The sequence below is a fragment of the Streptomyces hypolithicus genome, assembly GCF_052934925.1.
Genome location: NZ_CM128811.1, coordinates 5,038,395 through 5,056,341, shown reverse-complemented (window position 1 = coordinate 5,056,341; position 17,947 = coordinate 5,038,395). Strand labels below are relative to the sequence as shown.

The 17,947-nt window shown below is 71.0% G+C and carries 20 protein-coding genes; 8 read left to right on the top strand and 12 right to left on the bottom strand.

Features of this window, described 5'->3' with window-relative positions; genetic code table 11:
• Positions 1 to 102 precede the first annotated feature (102 nt).
• Positions 103 to 366: a hypothetical protein gene (locus ACU6WZ_RS23775; RefSeq protein ID WP_447030233.1), complete on the top strand. Its 264-nt coding sequence runs from the start codon at positions 103 to 105 to the stop codon at positions 364 to 366.
• On the opposite strand, the gene moaA is transcribed toward ACU6WZ_RS23775, so the two are convergent.
• The 3 genes from moaA to ACU6WZ_RS23760 all read right to left on the bottom strand — a co-directional run bounded on the left by moaA (position 349) and on the right by ACU6WZ_RS23760 (position 3,516).
• Complete coding sequence (gene moaA / locus ACU6WZ_RS23770) at positions 349 to 1,338, bottom strand: GTP 3',8-cyclase MoaA (RefSeq protein WP_447030232.1); 990 nt, start codon at positions 1,336 to 1,338, stop codon at positions 349 to 351. The two genes, ACU6WZ_RS23775 and moaA, sit on opposite strands and share 18 nt — an antisense overlap.
• 181 nt (positions 1,339 to 1,519) lie before the next feature.
• The gene (locus ACU6WZ_RS23765; RefSeq protein ID WP_447030230.1) at positions 1,520 to 3,154 is read right to left on the bottom strand and encodes a monocarboxylic acid transporter; all 1,635 of its coding nucleotides are present in this window, start codon (positions 3,152 to 3,154) and stop codon (positions 1,520 to 1,522) included.
• Entirely contained in the window at positions 3,151 to 3,516 is a 366-nt protein-coding gene (locus tag ACU6WZ_RS23760) for a DUF485 domain-containing protein (RefSeq protein WP_447030229.1), read from the bottom strand. Before ACU6WZ_RS23760 ends, ACU6WZ_RS23765 begins: the two co-directional genes overlap by 4 nt.
• 241 nt (positions 3,517 to 3,757) lie before the next feature.
• Between ACU6WZ_RS23760 and ACU6WZ_RS23755 the strand changes: the two genes are divergently transcribed.
• Together ACU6WZ_RS23755 and ACU6WZ_RS23750 are read left to right on the top strand one after the other, a co-directional pair.
• The gene (locus tag ACU6WZ_RS23755) at positions 3,758 to 5,290 is read left to right on the top strand and encodes a S8 family peptidase (RefSeq protein ID WP_447030228.1); all 1,533 of its coding nucleotides are present in this window, start codon (positions 3,758 to 3,760) and stop codon (positions 5,288 to 5,290) included.
• A gap of 61 nt (positions 5,291 to 5,351) precedes the next feature.
• Positions 5,352 to 6,905, top strand: a complete 1,554-nt coding sequence (locus ACU6WZ_RS23750; RefSeq protein WP_447030226.1) for a S8 family peptidase — start codon at positions 5,352 to 5,354, stop codon at positions 6,903 to 6,905.
• A 285-nt stretch (positions 6,906 to 7,190) separates the two neighbouring features.
• Here ACU6WZ_RS23750 and ACU6WZ_RS23745 read toward each other — a convergent pair whose 3' ends face one another.
• Genes ACU6WZ_RS23745 through ACU6WZ_RS23730 form a run of 4 tightly spaced genes read right to left on the bottom strand, consistent with a single transcriptional unit; the run spans position 7,191 to position 10,372 of the window.
• A complete protein-coding gene (locus ACU6WZ_RS23745) occupies positions 7,191 to 8,234 on the bottom strand; it encodes a zinc-dependent alcohol dehydrogenase family protein (protein ID WP_447030225.1) in 1,044 nt (347 codons plus the stop codon).
• Positions 8,235 to 8,252: 18 nt separating this feature from the next.
• Entirely contained in the window at positions 8,253 to 8,960 is a 708-nt protein-coding gene (locus ACU6WZ_RS23740) for a lysoplasmalogenase (RefSeq protein WP_447030224.1), read from the bottom strand.
• A complete protein-coding gene (locus tag ACU6WZ_RS23735; protein WP_447030222.1) occupies positions 8,957 to 9,919 on the bottom strand; it encodes a sterol desaturase family protein in 963 nt (320 codons plus the stop codon). The genes ACU6WZ_RS23740 and ACU6WZ_RS23735 overlap by 4 nt, the downstream gene beginning before the upstream one ends.
• A gap of 33 nt (positions 9,920 to 9,952) precedes the next feature.
• Entirely contained in the window at positions 9,953 to 10,372 is a 420-nt protein-coding gene (locus ACU6WZ_RS23730) for a hypothetical protein (RefSeq protein ID WP_447030221.1), read from the bottom strand.
• A gap of 106 nt (positions 10,373 to 10,478) precedes the next feature.
• Here ACU6WZ_RS23730 and ACU6WZ_RS23725 point away from each other — a divergent pair, with 106 nt between their 5' ends.
• From ACU6WZ_RS23725 to ACU6WZ_RS23705, 5 genes are all read left to right on the top strand, one after another.
• The gene (locus ACU6WZ_RS23725) at positions 10,479 to 11,468 is read left to right on the top strand and encodes a DEDDh family exonuclease (protein ID WP_447030220.1); all 990 of its coding nucleotides are present in this window, start codon (positions 10,479 to 10,481) and stop codon (positions 11,466 to 11,468) included.
• A gap of 64 nt (positions 11,469 to 11,532) precedes the next feature.
• Positions 11,533 to 11,766, top strand: coding sequence for a metallothionein (locus tag ACU6WZ_RS23720; protein ID WP_447030218.1), 234 nt, complete (start codon positions 11,533 to 11,535; stop codon positions 11,764 to 11,766).
• 142 nt (positions 11,767 to 11,908) lie between these two features.
• A complete protein-coding gene (locus ACU6WZ_RS23715; RefSeq protein WP_447030216.1) occupies positions 11,909 to 12,724 on the top strand; it encodes an SURF1 family cytochrome oxidase biogenesis protein in 816 nt (271 codons plus the stop codon).
• An 84-nt stretch (positions 12,725 to 12,808) separates the two neighbouring features.
• Positions 12,809 to 14,644, top strand: a complete 1,836-nt coding sequence (locus ACU6WZ_RS23710) for a glycoside hydrolase family 15 protein (protein ID WP_447030215.1) — start codon at positions 12,809 to 12,811, stop codon at positions 14,642 to 14,644.
• A gap of 4 nt (positions 14,645 to 14,648) precedes the next feature.
• Positions 14,649 to 15,404 (top strand): SDR family oxidoreductase, encoded by a 756-nt coding sequence (locus tag ACU6WZ_RS23705; protein ID WP_447030214.1) that lies wholly within the window; start codon positions 14,649 to 14,651, stop codon positions 15,402 to 15,404.
• Positions 15,405 to 15,433: 29 nt separating this feature from the next.
• On the opposite strand, the gene amaP is transcribed toward ACU6WZ_RS23705, so the two are convergent.
• From amaP to ACU6WZ_RS23680, 5 genes are read right to left on the bottom strand one after another with little or no spacing between them, the layout of a single operon-like run.
• Complete coding sequence (gene amaP / locus ACU6WZ_RS23700; protein WP_447030213.1) at positions 15,434 to 16,012, bottom strand: alkaline shock response membrane anchor protein AmaP; 579 nt, start codon at positions 16,010 to 16,012, stop codon at positions 15,434 to 15,436.
• 7 nt (positions 16,013 to 16,019) lie between these two features.
• The gene (locus ACU6WZ_RS23695; protein WP_447030212.1) at positions 16,020 to 16,736 is read right to left on the bottom strand and encodes a DUF6286 domain-containing protein; all 717 of its coding nucleotides are present in this window, start codon (positions 16,734 to 16,736) and stop codon (positions 16,020 to 16,022) included.
• Complete coding sequence (locus ACU6WZ_RS23690; protein WP_447030211.1) at positions 16,733 to 17,074, bottom strand: Asp23/Gls24 family envelope stress response protein; 342 nt, start codon at positions 17,072 to 17,074, stop codon at positions 16,733 to 16,735. Before ACU6WZ_RS23690 ends, ACU6WZ_RS23695 begins: the two co-directional genes overlap by 4 nt.
• An 8-nt stretch (positions 17,075 to 17,082) precedes the next feature.
• A complete protein-coding gene (locus ACU6WZ_RS23685) occupies positions 17,083 to 17,274 on the bottom strand; it encodes a hypothetical protein (protein WP_447030210.1) in 192 nt (63 codons plus the stop codon).
• A gap of 34 nt (positions 17,275 to 17,308) precedes the next feature.
• On the bottom strand, positions 17,309 to 17,797 hold the full coding sequence (locus tag ACU6WZ_RS23680) for an Asp23/Gls24 family envelope stress response protein (protein WP_447030209.1): 489 nt from the start codon (positions 17,795 to 17,797) through the stop codon (positions 17,309 to 17,311).
• Positions 17,798 to 17,947 lie beyond the last annotated feature (150 nt).

Here is a 17,947-nt window from a genome sequence, read left to right as displayed (position 1 = left end):
TAGGCGCTCCGCATCCCCCGTCGGAGCGACGGACCGACGCCGGGCAGCTCCCCCCGTGGCTGCTCGGCGTCGCCATTGATGGGGGCCATTAGGGTTGAGTGCGTGAACCTCTCCGACTCCCCCGACTCAGCCGGCTCCCCCGCCGCGGAGTCCGCCGTGTGTTCCGCCAAGGGATGCCGCAGCTCTGCCGTCTGGGTCCTGGCCTGGAACAACCCGAAGGTGCACACACCGGAGCGCCGCAAGACCTGGGTGGCCTGCGACGAGCACCGGGAGCATCTTTCGCAGTTCCTCGGCGTACGCGGCTTCCTGAAGGACGTCGTGACGCTGGAGGAGTGGGAGAGGACGCCGTCAGCCTCCGATGGCTGACATGGGACGGTCGGGCTGCAGGAAGGACGGGTCGTCGAGGCCGGATCCGGCCTTCTTGCCCCACATCGCCAGCTTCCAGAGCCGGGAGATCTCCTCGTCCGGGGCCCCGGAGCGCAGTGCGCCGCGCAGGTCGGACTCCTCGCGGGCGAACAGGCAGGTGCGCACCTGACCGTCGGCGGTGAGCCGGGTCCGGTCGCAGGCCCGGCAGAACGGGCGCGTGACGGAGGCGATGACCCCGACGCGGTGCGGGCCGCCGTCGACGGTCCAGCGCTCGGCGGGAGCCGAACCGCGCTCGTCCTCGCCCTCGGCGGTGAGCGTGAAGCGGGTGCGCAGCGAGGTGAGGATGTCGCCCGCGGTGATCATGCCGTCGCGCTTCCAGCCGTGCTGGGCGTCGAGCGGCATCTGTTCGATGAAGCGCATCTCGTAGTCGTTCTCGACGGCCCAGGCGAGCAGGTCGGGGGCCTCGTCGTCGTTGAGCCCGGGCATCAGGACGGCATTGACCTTGACGGGGGTCAGCCCCGCGTCGCGGGCGGCCGCCATGCCGTCGATCACGTCGTGGTGGCGGTCCCGGCGGGTGAGGGTCTTGAAGACATCGGGGCGCAGCGTGTCCAGGGAGACGTTGACCCGGTCAAGGCCCGCCGCTTTGAGGGCGGTCGCGGTGCGCTTGAGTCCTATGCCGTTGGTGGTGAGGGACATCCTGGGGCGTGGCGCCAGGGCGGCGCACCGCTCCACTATGCCGACGAGTCCGGGGCGCAGCAGCGGCTCGCCTCCGGTGAAGCGCACCTCGGTCACCCCGAGATCGGTCACGGCGATGCCGATCAGCCGCACGATCTCGTCGTCCGTGAGCAGGTCCGGCTTGCCGAGCCACTGGAGGCCCTCTTCCGGCATGCAGTACGTACAGCGCAGATTGCAGCGGTCGGTGAGTGAAACACGCAGGTCGGTGGCGACCCGGTCATAGGTGTCGATGAGCATTGTCTGCCCCCTCCCCGATCCGGAGCTTGTCCCTCGGCTTGTCCTGCTTGCTGGGTTTGCTTCCTTGTTGAACGTTGTCGAGCCTACGCCACGCCTCTGACAACCGAAGGGCCCCGAAGCCACCAGGAGCCCGGTGGCCGCGTCGTACGACCCTACGACGCGGCCACCGGGGCCATCGCGGTCAGTGCGCGTCGATGCCGGTGAGCGACTTGACCTCCAACTCCGCGTACTTGCCCTGGTCCGGCTCCTCCTTGGACAGTACGGACCCGAGCCAGCCGAGCAGGAAGCCGAGCGGGATCGAGATCAGCCCCGGGTTCTCCAGCGGGAACCAGGCGAAGTCCACGCCGGGGAACATCGAGGAGGGTTTGCCGGAGACGACGGGTGAGAAGAGCACGAGGCCCACGGAGGCGGTCAGGCCGCCGTAGATGGACCACAGGGCGCCCGGTGTCGTGAACTTCTTCCAGAAGAGGCTGTAGAGGATCGTCGGCAGGTTGGCTGACGCGGCGACCGCGAAGGCGAGGGCGACCAGGCCGGCCACGTTCAGATCGCGGGCCAGTGCGCCCAGCGCGATGGAGACGACGCCGATGGCGACCGTCGCCCAGCGGGCCGCTCGTACCTCTTCCTTCTCGGTGGCCTGCCCGCGCCGGATGACGTTGGCGTAGATGTCGTGTGCGAACGACGACGACGAGGCCAGGGTGAGGCCCGCGACCACCGCGAGGATGGTGGCGAAGGCGACCGCGGAGATCACGGCGAGCAGGATCGCGCCCCCGGTGGAGCCCCCGCCGCCGCCGATCTCCAGGGCGGCCAGCGGGGCCGCCGTATTGCCGGCCTTGTTGGAGGCGATGATGTCGCCGGGCCGCAGCAGCGCCGCGGCGCCGAAGCCGAGCACGATCGTCATCAGGTAGAAGGCGCCGATGATGCCGATCGCCCAGTTCACGGACTTACGGGCGGCCTTCGCCGTGGGGACGGTGTAGAAGCGGATCAGGATGTGCGGCAGGCCCGCGGTGCCGAGAACCAGGGCTATGCCGAGCGAGATGAAGTCGAGCTTCGAGGTCTCGCTGGCGCCGTACTTGAGGCCGGGCTCCAGGAATTTGGCGCCCTGCCCGCTGTTGGAGGCCGCCGTACCGAGCAGGTCGGAGAGGTTGAAGTTGAACTTCAGCAGGATCAGGAAGGTGATCAGCAGGGTGCCCGCGATGAGCAGGACGGCCTTGACCATCTGCACCCAGGTGGTGCCCTTCATGCCGCCGATGGTGACGTAGAGGATCATCAGGACGCCGACCAGGGCGACGATCAGGACCTTGCCGGCGTCGCTGGTGATGCCCAGGAGGAGCGAGACCAGGACGCCCGCGCCCGCCATCTGCGCGAGCAGGTAGAAGATCGACACCACGATGGTGGAGGTGCCCGCGGCGGTGCGTACGGGGCGCTGGCGCATCCGGTACGCGAGTACGTCGCCCATCGTGTAGCGGCCGGAGTTGCGCAGCGGTTCGGCGACGAGGAGCAGCGCGACCAGCCAGGCGACCAGGAAGCCGATGGAGTAGAGGAAGCCGTCGTAGCCGAAGAGCGCGATGGCGCCGGCGATGCCGAGGAAGGACGCGGCGGACATGTAGTCGCCGGAGATGGCGAGGCCGTTCTGGAAGCCGGTGAACTGGCGGCCGCCGGCGTAGAAGTCGGCGGCGCTCTTGGTCTGGCGGCCGGCCCAGACGGTGATGAAGAGGGTCGCGACGACGAACATCCCGAAGAGGGTGATGATCAGCGGCCGGTGTTCGCTGGCGTCGCCGGCGGCGGCGAGCTGGACGGTGGTCAGCACGGTGTTCATACGTCGCCCTCCATGCGGGACCTGATCGCCTCGGACTTCGGGTCGAGCTGCCTGGCCGCGTGGCGCGAGTAGAACCAGGCGATGGCGAAGGTGGTGGCGAACTGGGCGAGGCCGAGGACGAGGGCCACGTTGATGTTGCCGAAGAGTTTGGTGCCCATGAAGCTGCCGGCGTAGTTGGACAGCAGGACGTACAGCAGGTACCAGGCGATGAAGCCGACGGTCAGGGGGAAGGCGAACGAGCGGTGGGCACGGCGCAGTTCGCCGAACTCCGTGCTCTGCTGCACCTCGACGAACTCTGCCGTCGTGTGCCCTGATCGGCTCAGCCCCGGGCCGCCCTGGGGCGGTGGTGCATCGGTTGCCACGGAATCTCCTCGCGACGCGGGTGCGGTTGGGTGGTCACGGTGACCTCACTGGTGGGGGCGGTCATCCGGGTGGCCATCCCCCTGACAACGGCACGGATCGGGCGACGACTCGGTTCGGTCTCGGCCTTTTCTTTTCCGAACTCGTTGATACGAACGCATGATCGGCGCTAGCTTCACTCGTCATGTACCCGCTCATGTGCACCCGCGCAGGAGCGGCACTCACGGATGATGTGGAGAACCCATGGCTCATCTGGGATCCAGGCGGCAGCGCGCATTGGCCCTGCCCGTCGGACTGGCTCTCACGGCTTCGCTCGGCTTCCTGCCGGGAGCCGCTGCCTCGGCCGCGCCGCTCGACGGCCCCGCCGCGGCGACCGTCACCACCGGGCCGAAGTTGTCGTACGTCGTCAACACCAAGGGCGGCCACGGCAGGAGCGCCTCGGTGATACGGGCGATAGCCGAGGCCGGCGGCACGGTGGTGAAGGCGTACGACCGGATAGGCGTCGTCGTCGTCCACTCGCAGAACCCGGAATTCGCCGCGCAGATACGCATGGCCAAGGGTGTCGCGTCGGCGGGCGCGACCCGCACCGCTCCGCTGACGCCGGTCGGCATCACGGAGGAGGGCACCACCCAGAAGCTGTCGGCGGCCGAGGCCGCGAAGGCAGCCGAGGCGGCGATGCCCGGACAGGAGCCGCTGGAGGCCAATCAGTGGGACCTCCGCGCCATCGGCGCCGACAAGGCCGCCGAGATCAATGACGGCAGCAGCAAGGTCACCGTCGGCGTGATCGACACCGGTGTCGACGACACCCACCCGGACCTGGCGCCGAACTTCTCGAAGTCCCAGTCGGCCAACTGCGTCGGCGGCGTCGCGGACTCCTCCGAGGGCGCCTGGCGTCCGTACACCGACGGCAGCGACCACGGCACGCACGTCGCCGGTACGATCGCCTCGCCGCGCAACGGCCTCGGCATCGCCGGCGTCGCCCCGGGCGTCAAGGTCGCGGGCATCAAGGTCAGTGAGCCCGGCACCAGCCTCTTCTACACCGAGGCCGTCGTCTGCGGCTTCGTGTGGGCCGCCGAGCACGGCATCGACGTGACGAACAACAGCTATTACGTCGACCCGTGGCTGTTCAACTGCAAGGACGACCCGGACCAGAAGGCCCTGCTGGACTCGCTGACCCGCGCCACGAAGTACGCGGAGCACAAGGGCGCCCTCAATGTGGCGTCCGCCGGGAACTCGAACTTCGACCTGGCGGCGGACGAGATCCTCGACAACTCCAGCCCCAACGACACCACCCCCGGTGACCGGGTCATCGACCCGTCCGAGTGCCTGGACGCGCCGACCCAGCTGCCGGGCGTCGTCACGGTCACCGCGACCGGCGACAAGAACGTCAAGTCGTACTACTCCACCTACGGGTACGGCGTCGCAGACGTGGCGGCCCCCGGCGGCGACAAGTGGCAGATCCCGGCCACGCCCGACGCCAACGGCCGGGTCCTGTCGACCGTGCTGGGCGGCGGCTACGGCTACAAGCAGGGCACCTCGATGGCCGCCCCGCACGTCTCCGGCGTCGCCGCGCTGCTCAAGAGCGCGAACCCCAAGGCGAGTCCCGCGCAGCTGCAGCGGCTGCTCAAGCGGCAGGCCGACAACCCGGGCTGTCCGACCCACGTCTACGACGCGGCCGGCAACTGGGTCGAGGCCACCACCTGTGAGGGCGACGAGAAGAGCAACGGCTACTACGGCGCGGGTGTCGTCGACGCGCTCGACGCCGTCAAGAAGTGACCGTCCAGGGACCTTCCAGGGCTCCCGTCCACTCTCTCGCTTCACTCGAACCGGAGATTTCATGACGTCGCACCGCACCCTGCGCTCCCGCACCGCCGTGGCCCTGTCCGCGGGCATGGCCATGACCGCCGCCGTCGCGTTCCTGCCGGGCACCGCGTCCGCGACCTCGGCCGACGCCCTGGGCTCGTCCGACGCCCGGTCGGCGGTCACCGAGGCCGCGGGGACGCCGCTGAGTTACGTCGTCAACGTCCGCCCGGGGCACGGCAACGCGTCCAAGGTGAAGACGGCGATCGCCAAGGCCGGCGGCACGATAGTCCACGCGTACGTCCAGATAGGCGTGATCGTCGTCCACTCGTCGAACGACGGGTTCGCGAAGACGATGCGGAAGGTCAAGGGTGTGCAGTCCGCGGGCGCGACCCGTACCGCGCCGCTGCCCGCCCAGTCGACGAAGGACGTCGGTACGCCGAAGACGCTCACCGGCGCGCAGGCGAAGGCGGCCTCCGCGGACGCCGTCGCCGGCGAGGACCCCCTGCAGCCGTTGCAGTGGGACCTGCCCGCCATCAAGGCGGACCAGGCGCACAAGAAGACGCTCGGCAGCGAGAACGTGACGGTCGCCGTGATCGACACGGGTGTCGACGACACCCACCCGGACCTCGCGCCGAACTTCGACCGCAAGGCGTCGGTCAACTGCGTGACCGGCAAGCCGGACACGGCGGACGGTGCCTGGCGCCCGTCGGCCGAGGAGAGCCCGCACGGCACACACGTGGCGGGTGAGATAGCCGCCGCGAAGAACGGTGTCGGGGTCACGGGCGTCGCCCCCGGCGTGAAGGTGTCCGGCATCAAGGTGTCCACGACGGCCGGGTTCTTCTACACGGAGTCCGTGGTCTGCGGGTTCATCTGGGCGGCCGAGCACGGCGTCGATGTGACGAACAACAGCTATTACACCGACCCGTGGATGTTCAACTGCAAGGACGACCCGGACCAGAAGGCGCTCGTCGACGCCATCACCCGGGCCTCGCTGTACGCCGAGAAGAAGGGCGCGGTGAACGTCGCCGCGGCCGGCAACTCGAACTACGACCTCGCGGCGGACTCGATCAACGACACGACGAGCCCGAACGACACCACCCCGGTGGAGCGTGACGTCGACCCCAGCGAGTGCCTGGACTCCCCGACGCAGCTGCCGGGTGTCGTGACCGTCGCGTCGACCGGCGCGAAGGGCCTGAAGTCGTCGTTCTCCAACTACGGTCACGGTGTCATCGACATCGCGGCCCCTGGCGGCGACAGCACGGCGTACCAGAAGCCCGCGGCTCCGGCGACGAGCGGCCTGATCCTGGGCCCGGTCCCGGGCGGCAAGTGGGGCTACATGGCGGGTACGTCGATGGCGTCCCCGCACGTCGCGGGCGTGGCCGCGCTCATCAAGAGCACGCACCCGAAGGCCTCGGCGAAGAAGATCAAGTCGCTGCTGGCCCGCCAGGCGGACGCGGCGGCGTGCACCGACCCGTACGACATCAACGGCGACGGCAAGATCGACGCCGTGTGCGAGGGCGGTAAGAACCGCAACGGCTTCTACGGGGTCGGCATCGCCGACGCGCTGGACGCCGTGACCAAGAAGTAACGACCTCCCCCACGATAGGGAGTGGATCAGCGAGCGGCGTCATGCGGCTTCGATTGCAAGGCGGAGGAGGGAGGCGGATGGGGTCTCCCCTGCTCGAGCGAAGCCGAGAGCTTGGGGAAGGAGCGTCGCTGACTGACGACAACGCCGCAAGCGGAGTCGCAGGGCGTCGGGAGCCCGCTCCCTATCGTGGGGGAGGTCGTAAGCCTGACCAGAAGTAGGCAGGCTGCACATGGTGTGGGCCGCCCGGCTGCCGGGCGGCCCACACGCGTGTTCAGCGCACTTGGCTCACGGCTTGACGAGGACCTTCAGCGCGGTACGCTCGTCCATCGCCCGGTAGCCGCCGGGGACGCCGTCGAGCCCCACACTCACGTCGAAGACCGGCGACGGGTCGATCGTCCCGTCCAGCACGTCGGGCAGCAGCTCGGGGATGTACGCGCGCACCGGCGCCACTCCCCCGCGCAGTGCGATGTTGCGGTTGAACATGTCGCTCAGGTCGAGCCCGGTTCCGCTGCCGTGCGGCACACCGACGTAGCCGATGGCGCCGCCGTCGCGGGTGATCCGGACGGCGGTGCGCATCGACTCCTCGGTGCCGACGGCCTCGATCACGGCGTGCGCGCCCTGGCCGCCGGTGAGTTCGCGCACCGCCGCCACGGCGGCGTCGCCGCGCTCGGCGACGACGTCGGTGGCGCCGAAGGTCCTCGCGATGTCGGTACGTGCCTCGTGGCGGCCCAGCGCGATGATCCGCTCGGCGCCGAGCCGCTTGGCGGCCAGCACCCCGCACAGGCCGACCGCGCCGTCGCCGACGACCGCGACGGTCGTACCGCGTCGCACCCCGGCGCCGACGGCGGCGTGATGCCCGGTGCCCAGTACGTCGGAGAGGGCCAACAGCCCGGTCAGCAGCCGCTCGTCGGAGGCCGCAGCCGCCGGCAGCTTGACCAGCGTGCCGTCGGCGAAGGGCACCCTGACGGCTTCGCCCTGGCCGCCGTCGGAGCCGACGGAGCCCCAGAAGCCGCCCTGCGGGCAGGAGGTCTGGACGCCTTCGGCGCAGAACTCGCAGGTGCCGTCGGACCACACGAAGGGCGCCACGACAAGATCGCCGGCCGCGAACCCGGCCACTGCTCGCCCGGCCTCCTCGACCACGCCCAGGAACTCGTGCCCGATGCGCTGCCCGGGCTCGCGGGCGGCCACGCCCCGGTACGCCCAGAGGTCGCTGCCGCAGATGCAGGCGCGGAGCACGCGTACCACCACGTCGGTGGGTTCCTGGATCCGGGGATCCGGCACATCCTCCACGCGGATGTCGTGCGGGGCATGGATGACGGTCGCGCGCATGGGCCAGGTCCTCGGTGCTCAGACGGTTGTACGGCCCTCACGGTACGCCGATGGGGCGGCCCGCACCTCGTCAGGGGCGGCGGCGCCCGCCCGCTTGAGCACGCCGGCCGCCAGCAGGCCCTGGGCGGCGATGTAGGTGGCCATGACCCAGAACGCGGGGGCGGGCAGCCGGGGCCAGTCCGCGATGCCGGCGGCGATGAGGGTGTCGGAGAGGAGGAAGAGTGCGCCGCCGATCGCCGCCCGGCGACCGAGACCGCTCGCCCGCCAGGCCATGACGGTGAGCAGCAGGCTGTATCCGGCGACCGGGAGGCGCAGACCGGCGGGGAGGTCGTTCCACAGGAGGGTGATGGTGGTGGCGAGGACGAGGGCGTACCCGGCGCCGAGGATCTTGGACGGTCGGGCGCGGACGCGCGCGAAGAGAACGAGGTAGCAGACGTGTCCGGCGGCGAAGGAGCCCATGCCGGCCATGAAGGCGGGGTCGGCGTCCGAGAGCAGGAGGACGTCGCCGCCCCAGCCGAAGAGCAGCGCGGCGACCAGGAGGCGCGGTCCGCGTCGGGCGGCGTAGGCCGCGAGCGCAAGCATGAGGAGCGGCTTGGCGATCCGGTGGCCGAGGTCGGCGTCCGCGAGGAGGCAGACGAGGTCGGCGGTGGCCGCGAGCGCGAAAGCGCCGAGGAACACCCGGGCGTACGCGTCACGGCGGGCGCTGCCCGTCGGGGCGGTGCTCATGCGGCACCAACGGTGTCCTGCGACGGCGAGGCCGACGCGGGCGCAGGGGCTGGCGCAGGCGCAGGGGCGGTGGGCGTGGCAGGCGCGGGCGGGGCTGGCGCGGGCGGCGCGGGCGCGTGCTCCGCCGGGGCGCCGGGCTGCCAGCCGGGGCCGCGGAAGATCCGGCCGCCGCGCTCGCGCCAGGTGGCCGAGGCGCGTACGTCGCGGGCGATGGCGGCGTACTCGTGGGTGGCGACGCGCAGCGGGTTGTATGTCTCGATGTTCTTGGTGAGGCCGAAGACGGGCCGCTCGGTCTCGGCCGCGAAGGACCCGAAGAGGCGGTCCCAGACGATCAGGATGCCGCCGAAGTTGCGGTCCAGGTAGCCGCCCTGGGAGGCGTGGTGGACACGGTGGTGGGAGGGCGTGTTCAGGACATACTCGAAGGGGCGGGGCAGCTTATCGACCCGCTCGGTGTGGATCCCGAACTGGTAGACGAGGTTGACGGACGAGCAGAAGGCGAGCGCCGCCGGGTGCACGCCTGCGGCGATCAGCGGCAGGTAGAACGGCCAGGAGGTGAGGCTCGTCCAGGGCTGGCGCAGCGCGGTGGTGAGGTTGAACTTGCGGCTGGAGTGGTGGACGACGTGGCAGGCCCACAGGATGCGGATGACGTGGTGGCCGCGGTGGGACCAGTAGTAGAAGAAGTCCTGCGCGAGCAGCAACAGCGGAATCGTCCACCACAGGACGGGGATGTGCACGGGCGTCAGCGCGTACACGGCCGAGTAGAGCGCGACGACCGGGATCTTCCAGAGGGCGTCGAAGGCGAGACTGCCGAGCCCCATGCCGACACTGGTGGCGGCGTCCTTGGTCTCGTACCCCGCGGCGTCTTCGTCGGGGTGCAGTCGATAGCTCACCATTTCGAGCACGGTGAGGAGGACGAAGGCCGGTATGGACCAGAGCACGACATCGGGCAGGTTCGGCATGACCGCACGATAGAGGCGGGGGCGAGCCCTCGGCTAGAGGTTGTTACCGACAAGTATTGGCGGTTGGCGGGGCGGGTAGTCGGCGGCCCGGGTCGCCGAGGCCGTCCGGGCGTGACGCCCCGGCCGTCGGCGCCGGCGGTGGACGAACGGGCCCGCGTGCTGCGGCAGTTGCTGCGCGGCGCGGACCGGACGCAGCGGTGCAGGCACCGCCTGGCGCGGCCGGCGACGGCGTGCCTGGAGCTCGCGCCGGAGCTGGATCCGGCCGTACGGGCCGAAGTGCAGGCACGTACGGAGCAGTTGCTCCCGCCGCGCCGGCTGGAGGAGGAGGCCGAGCCGGTGAAGGCGGGCGAGCCGGCAGGACACCCGCTTCCGTGCTGCGCGGCGGTGCACGGAGCGGCGTTTTGCCAGCCCTACCGGACGCCGCTCCTTGACCCACGGGGAATTGTCAGACACCCCCAAGCGGCTCCGGTTCGGCGGTTCGTCAACTCCGTGAGCTCCGCCCGTCGGCAGCCGGCTCCCCCCGGGCGGGCTGGGCTGTCAGTGGGGGCCCGTATCCTCAGTGACCATGCTCGAAGACCAGCCGACAGCAGCGCCGTGGCCGACCGCTTACCCGAAGGGGTACGCGGTCGTCGACGTGGAGACCACCGGGCTCGCGCGCGACGACCGGATAATCTCCGCTGCCGTCTACCGGCTGGACTACCGGGGGAACGTCGAGGACCACTGGTACACGCTGGTCAACCCGCAGCGCGACCCCGGCCCGGTCTGGATTCACGGCCTCACCAGTGATGTCCTGGGCGGCGCCCCGCTGTTCCCCGACATCGCCGCCGAGCTGTCCGAGCGGCTCGACGGCCGGGTGCTGGTCGCGCACAACGCCATGTTCGACTGGTCGATGATCGCCCGGGAGTACGCCCGGGCCGAGCGCACCGCGCCCGTGCAGCATCGGCTGTGCACCATCGCGCTCTCCAAGGAGCTGCGACTCCCGCTGCCCAACCACAAGCTGGAGTCCCTGGCCGCGCACTTCGGCGTCGTACAGCAGCGGGCCCACCATGCCCTCGACGACGCCCGCGTGCTCGCCGAGGCGTTCCGGCCGAGCCTGCACGCCGCGGCGCAGGGCGGGATGCGGCTGCCGCTGCTCGAATGCCTGCCGCTCACCGAGTGGTCCGACTCGCCCTCGGCGCCCCGGATCGGGCACCAGGCGTCGTACGGGTACCGGGGAGGCGGCCAGGGCAGTTGGCGCCCGTCACGCAAGCGCCCGGCGTGCCCGTATCCGAACCCTGGACGGTACGAACCGGGACGGCTGCTGCGGCAGGGCATGCGGGTGGCGTTCTCCGGGGACACGTCCGTGGACCGCGAACTGCTGGAGGACCGGGCGGTCGGCGCCGGCCTGCACGTGGCGACGAGTGTGTCCCGGCTCACCAGCCTGCTCGTCACCAACGACCCGCACTCGGCGACGTCCAAGACGGTCAAGGCCAAGGCGTTCGGCACCCCCGTCGTCGACGAGGCCGCCTTCACCCAGCTGCTGCGGGACGTGACCCCGGCAGACGGGTGACTGCCGCGCGACTCGCCCGCCGACCGCTCGCCCCGCCGCCGTCCGCCGTCCCACCCTGTGGCGCATGGCACGTTGCGAGGTATGCGGAAACGACTACGGCATGTCCTTCGAAGTGCACGCGCAGGGCGCGGTGCACGTCTTCGACTGCTTCTCCTGCGCCATCCACCGGATGGCACCGATCTGCGAGCACTGCCGGTGCCGCATCATCGGCCAGGGCGTGGAAGTCGAAGGCCAGTGGTTCTGCGGCGCGCACTGCGCGCGGGCGGAGGGGAAGGTGGGCATCGTCGACAAGGTGTGACAGTCCTGCCCGGGCGCTGATCCGGTCGCCTGATCCGGGCGTGTGTCCAGTCGCGTGATCCGGTCCGGCCCTGCCGCGCCGCCGCGCCCCGGCGGGCGACCCGACCGCCGGGGGGCGGGGCGCGCCAGGTACCGTCTGGGTCGTGTACCGCTTCCTGTTGTCCCGGCAGTGGGTGATCCTCACCCTCCTGATGCTCGTCCTCATTCCCACGATGATCGAGCTCGGCTTCTGGCAGTTCCACCGCCACGAGCACCGGGTCGCACAGAACAAGCTGATCTCCGACAACCTCCGGGCGAAGCCCGTCCAGGCCGCCGACATCACCTCCCCCGGCCACACCGTGCCGCGCGCCGACTACTGGCGCCGGGTGACGGCCACCGGGACGTACGACACCGCGCACGAGGTCGTCGTACGCCGCAGGACCTCCGCCGACGACCAGGTCGGCTTCCACGCGCTCACCCCGCTGATCATGGATGACGGGCGCGCCGTCCTCGTCAACCGCGGCTGGGTCCCCTTCGGCGCCGACCAGCAGGCCTACCCCGAGGTGCCGGCCGCACCCAGGGGAGAAGTCACCGTCACCGGACGCCTCAAGGCCGACGAGACGACGGCCGGCAGCGGAATCAAGGACCTGAGCGGCCTGCCGCCCCGGCACATCATGCTGATCAACAGCGAGCAGCAGGCGAAGGCGCTCTCCCGGCCCGTACTCGGCGGCTACATCGAACAGACCGAGCCCCTCCCGGCCGGCCCGAAGCCGGAGCTGGTGCCCGCACCCGACGCCGACTCCATCGGTGCGCACATGGCGTACGCCGTGCAGTGGTGGCTGTTCACCGCCGCCGTTCCGGTCGGCTGGATCATCCTGGTACGCCGCGAACTGCGCGACCGCGCCCGGGAGGCCGATTCGGAGCAGACCGGGCAGAGCGGCCAGAGCGGCCAGGCCGAGCCCGCGGGCGCCAACGCCTGACTCCCGCCTGGGACTGCCGACCTGGGACCGCCGACCTGGGACCGGGCCGCTTAACGCCCCCCGGCTGCGGGAACACGAAGAGGCGTGACCCAACGCATCGAGGACTACGCTCTCATCGGGGATCTGCAGACCGCGGCACTGGTCGGCAAGAACGGCTCCATCGACTGGCTGTGCCTGCCCCGCTTCGACTCGGCCGCCTGTTTCGCCGCGCTGCTCGGGGACGAGGACAACGGCCAGTGGCGTCTGGCTCCTCAGGACGCCGACGTCTGTACGCGGCGCTCGTACCGTGGGAACAGTCTGGTCCTGGAGTCGGTGTGGGAGACCAGCGCCGGCACGGTCAAGGTCACCGATTTCATGCCGCAGCGCGACAAGGTCCCCGACGTCGTAAGGATCGTCGAGGGCATCTCGGGCACCGTCTCGATGCGGTCCACGCTCCGGCTGCGCTTCGACTACGGCAACGTCGTGCCGTGGATGCGCCGCACGAACGGCCACCGGGTCGCGATCGCGGGCCCCGACGCGGCCTGGCTGCGCAGTGATCCACCCGAGCGGGTGAAGACCTGGGGGCAGCAGTTCACAACGCACTCCTCGTTCACGGTATCCGAGGGCGAAAAGGTGTCCTTCGTCCTGACCTGGCACCCCTCTCACGAACCGCAGCCCGACTTCATCGACCCCTACGAGGGGCTGGAGCACAGCCTGGAAGACTGGGAGGAATGGGCCGCGGTCTGCTGCTACCAGGGCCCCTACCGGGACGCCGTACTGCGCTCCCTGATCACGCTCAAGGCCCTCACCTACCGCCCCACCGGAGGCATCGTCGCGGCCCCCACCACCTCGCTCCCCGAGGACATCGGCGGCGTACGCAACTGGGACTACCGCTTCTGCTGGCTGCGCGACTCCACACTCACCCTCGGCGCGCTCATCGCCGCGGGCTATCTGGAAGAGGCCTCGGCCTGGCGCGACTGGCTGCTGCGGGCGGTCGCCGGTGACCCCGCCGACCTCCAGATCATGTACGGGCTGGCCGGCGAGCGCCGGCTTCCCGAGACGGAACTGCCCTGGCTGAGCGGGTACGAGGGGTCCGCCCCGGTGCGGACCGGCAACGCGGCCGTCAATCAGCTCCAACTCGACGTGTACGGCGAAGTCATCGACTCCCTCCATCTGGCCAGAGCCTCGGGCCTGAAGGGCAAGCCGCACGCCTGGAACCTCCAGCTCAGCCTGCTCGGCTTCCTGGAGTCGAGTTGGCGCGAGCCGGACGAGGGCCTGTGGGAGGTCAGAGGACCGCGCCGGCACTTCGTCCACTCCAAGGTGATGGCGTGGGTCGCGGCGGACCGCGCCGTCCGCTCCCTGGAAGAGGATCCGTCGCTGCGCGGCGACGCGGACCGGTGGCGGGCGATGCGCGACGAGGTGCACCGCGAGGTCTGTGAGAAGGGGTACGACCCCAAGCGCAACACTTTCACCCAGTCGTACGGCTCCGCCGACCTGGACGCCGCCACACTCCTCATCCCCCGCGTCGGGTTCCTGCCCCCCGACGACCCGCGGGTCCTCGGGACGGTCGAGGCGGTGCGCACGGAGCTCGACCACGGCGGTTTCGTCCGCCGCTACAGCACGGACGGCCTCACCGTCGACGGCCGCACCGTCGACGGGCTGCCCGGCGACGAAGGAACGTTCCTGGTCTGCTCGTTCTGGATGGTGGACGCCTTGCGTATGACCGGGCGGGTGAAGGAGGCCTGCGAGCTGTTCGAGCGGCTGCTGACGCTGCGCAACGACGTGGGCCTGCTGGCCGAGGAGTACGACCCGGTCAGCGGGCGTCTGCTCGGGAACTTCCCGCAGGCGTTCAGCCACATCGGCCTGGTGGGCTCGGCGCTCGGCCTCGCCCACGATCTCGATCTCGGCCTCGACGGGGAAACCCCCTGCGAGGCAGGATGACCTCATGGATCTTGGACTGAAGGACCGGGTGTACGTCGTGACCGGCGCGAGCCGGGGGCTGGGCTTCGCCTCCGCGCGCCAGTTGACCGAGGAGGGCGCGAAGGTCGTCCTCGGCGGGCGCGACGAGAAGGCGGTCGCCGACGCCGCCACCGAACTCGGGGCGAACGCGGTGGGCGTCGCCGCCGACAACGCCGACCCCGCGACGGCGGAGCGCATGATCGCCGCCGCCCGCACGCACTTCGGGCGCTTCGACGGCGTACTCATCAGCGTGGGCGGGCCGGCGCCGGGGGCGGGGGCCGACAACACCGACGAGCAGTGGCAGACGGCGTTCGACGCGGTGTTCATGGGGGCGGTACGGATCGCCCGTGCGGCGGCGGCGGAACTCACCGAGGGGGGCGTGATCGGCTTCGTCCTGTCCGGCTCGGTCCACGAACCGATCCCCGGCCTGACCATCTCCAACGGCCTGCGGCCGGGCCTGGCCGGCTTCGCGAAGTCCCTCTCCGACGACCTCGGCCCGCGCGGCATCCGCGTGGTGGGACTGCTGCCGGCCCGTATCGACACGGACCGGGTGCGCCAACTGGACGCGCTGTCCGGCGACCCGCAGGGGGCGCGCGCGGCCAACGAGTCGCGTATCCCGCTGCGGCGGTACGGCACGCCGGAAGAGTTCGGCCGGGCCGCGGCGTTCTTGCTGTCGCCGGCGGCTTCGTATCTGACGGGCGTCATGCTGCCGGTCGACGGCGGCGCCCGGCACGGGTTCTAGCCGGCCGGGGGCCGCGGAGGGGAGTGTGATCAGTTGACGCGTTGGGTGCCGTGTTTGACCTCGCGGAGGCGGACCTCGGCGGGGAGCTGCGCCAGGCCCGCCGAATCGCGCGCGTGGGCCAGCGCCCCGTGCGTCAGGTCGGCCAGCGTCCGCGCCGGTTCCGCGTCGGGCGCCAGAACCAGCGCGATCCGGGCCTTGGGCGCCGACCGCTCGCCCGTCAGGGTCACCCTGGCCCGCTCCACCCCGTCCAGCGCCTCCGCCTCGGCCGTCAGCACGCCCTCCAGCGCCCGCCCCCGCAGCACCGCGCCCTCGCCGTCACCGCTGTCGACCAGTACCTCGGCGAGCCGGGCGCGGCGCAGCTGCGTCAGCAGCCACCACAGCGCGAGCAGGACCAGGACGGCGAGAATCGCGATGACCACCGGCCACCACCACCCGTCGTCCCGCCACCGCGTACGGTCCGCCTCGCTGAGCAGTACGTCGCCGGGCCCATCGAAGGGCCACCACGACGGTAGGGACATTCCCAGCCCGGTGGCCAGGACCCCGCCACCGAGGGCCAGCAGCACCAGGCCCGCGAGTCCGAGCAGAACCCGATTGACCTTCTTGGGCATGGCGTCGTCACCCCTTCTTGTCCGGACGGCTCTTGTCCGGACGGTCGACGTGCACGGTCAGCCCGGTCCGCCCGGCGAGCCCGAGCCGCTCGATGCCCTCGCCGAGCGATGCTTCCAAGTCGGCCCGCACCTGGTCGAGTTGGCGGAAGTGGGCAACGGCCCGCACGACCGCTTTGGTACGCCCCAGCCGCACGCGTACGGACTGCACGCCCGAGACCTCCATCGCCCGGTCGCGCAGCATCAGCGCCGCGGCCGTCCGGTCGAGCCCGGCCCGCACGTCGGGGGACGTACGCCGCATCGGAAGCAGCCCGCGCAGCCCCGGCGTGAGCGCGAGGAGCAGCAGCCACAGGCCGAGCGCCGCCGCGATGCCGGCGCCGACCATGACCCACACGTCGTCCAGGGGCCGCGAAGCAAGGCCGTCCGCGAGATCGCGGCGCCATTGCATCGCCCGGCGGTCGGCCCGTACCGACGCGATGTCGTACAGGAGCAGGCCCGCGCCGCCGAGCACCACGAGGGCGACCAGCACGGCCGGCACCCGGCGCGCGGACCAGAAGCGGTGGGCCTTCCCGCCGTCGTCCTCTCCGAGCGTCGGCACCGGGTCGTGCGGCGCGGCGGACGAGCCACCGCCGGGGCCGGGCGGATCGGGCGGGCCCGGCGCTCCGGGCGCGCCCGCTCCGGGTGCGACGACGGGCAGCCGCTGGGTGCGGTCGTCGGGTTCGCTCATCGGATCCTCCCCCGCTGCGCCTGCGTCGCGTGCAGCCGCTCGACCTGAACGACCACCTCGGGCACCTCCATGCCTGCCAACCCGCTTACCCGCTCAGCGACTTGGCGACGCACCGCACCGCATTGGCCGCCGATGTCCGAGGGGTAGGCGAGTTCGACGCTGATGCGTACCCGCGCCTTGTTCTGGTGCACGGTCACCGTGGCGTGCGGGGCTTTGCCGCCGTCGGGAACCCTCTCGGCGAGCGCCTCTCGCGCAGCCCGCGAGGCGATCTTCGCGACGACCCGGTCGGCGATGAGGGTCGCCCCGCGCTCGGCGGCCTCGACCTGGCCGGCGGCCATCGCGGAGTTCACCTCGGCCGGTCGCCGCGGTCACGTGCGCGGAAGAAGTCGCCGGGTTCGAGGTCGCCGTCGAGGAACTTGCCGGCGATGAAGCCGACCGCGCCCAGGGCAGCCACCAGCAGAAATGCTCCGAAACCGCCGAAGTATCCGGCGAATCCGAGCGCCATGCCGGCCACGAGGCCGACCACCGCCATGCTCATCCTTGTGCTCCTCTACTGGAGACGTTGCTCCGGTCTACTGGAGACGTGGCTCCGGCTCGTCATCTTCCTCGTCGGGCAGCTTCACATCACTGACCGCGATGTTGACCTCGACGACTTCGAGGCCGGTCATGCGTTCCACGGCGGATACGACGTTCTCTCGGACATCGCGGGCGAGGTCGGAGATGGAGACGCCGTACTCCACGACGATCTCCAGGTCGAGGGCAGTCTGCACCTCGCCCACCTCGGCCTTGACGCCCCGGGAGACGGACTTGGCTCCGCCCGGCACCCGGTCGCGTACGGCGCCGAACGTGCGGGAGATGCCGCTGCCCATGGCGTGCACGCCGTAGACGTCGCGGGCCGCGAGGCCTGCGATCTTCTCCACGACGCCGTCGGCGATGGTCGTGCGGCCACGGGACGCCGGGGCGCCGCCGCCCCGCTTGGCGATCGAGGTCTTCTGCGCGTCCTCACGGGGCTTGTCCCTGTCGGGAGGGCCGGGCCGATTGTGTTGCGAGGTGTCACTCATAGCCGTTAGTCCCTTTCCGGGCGGTACTGGACTCCGCTGACCACATTAGGTCCGGTTGCCCGATCCCGCCCTGGGGAAGCGGCGGGCGGGGTCCGGGCAGCCCGGCCGCACGGGAATTCCGCGGGGAAACACCGCGCCCGCCGGTTCGCC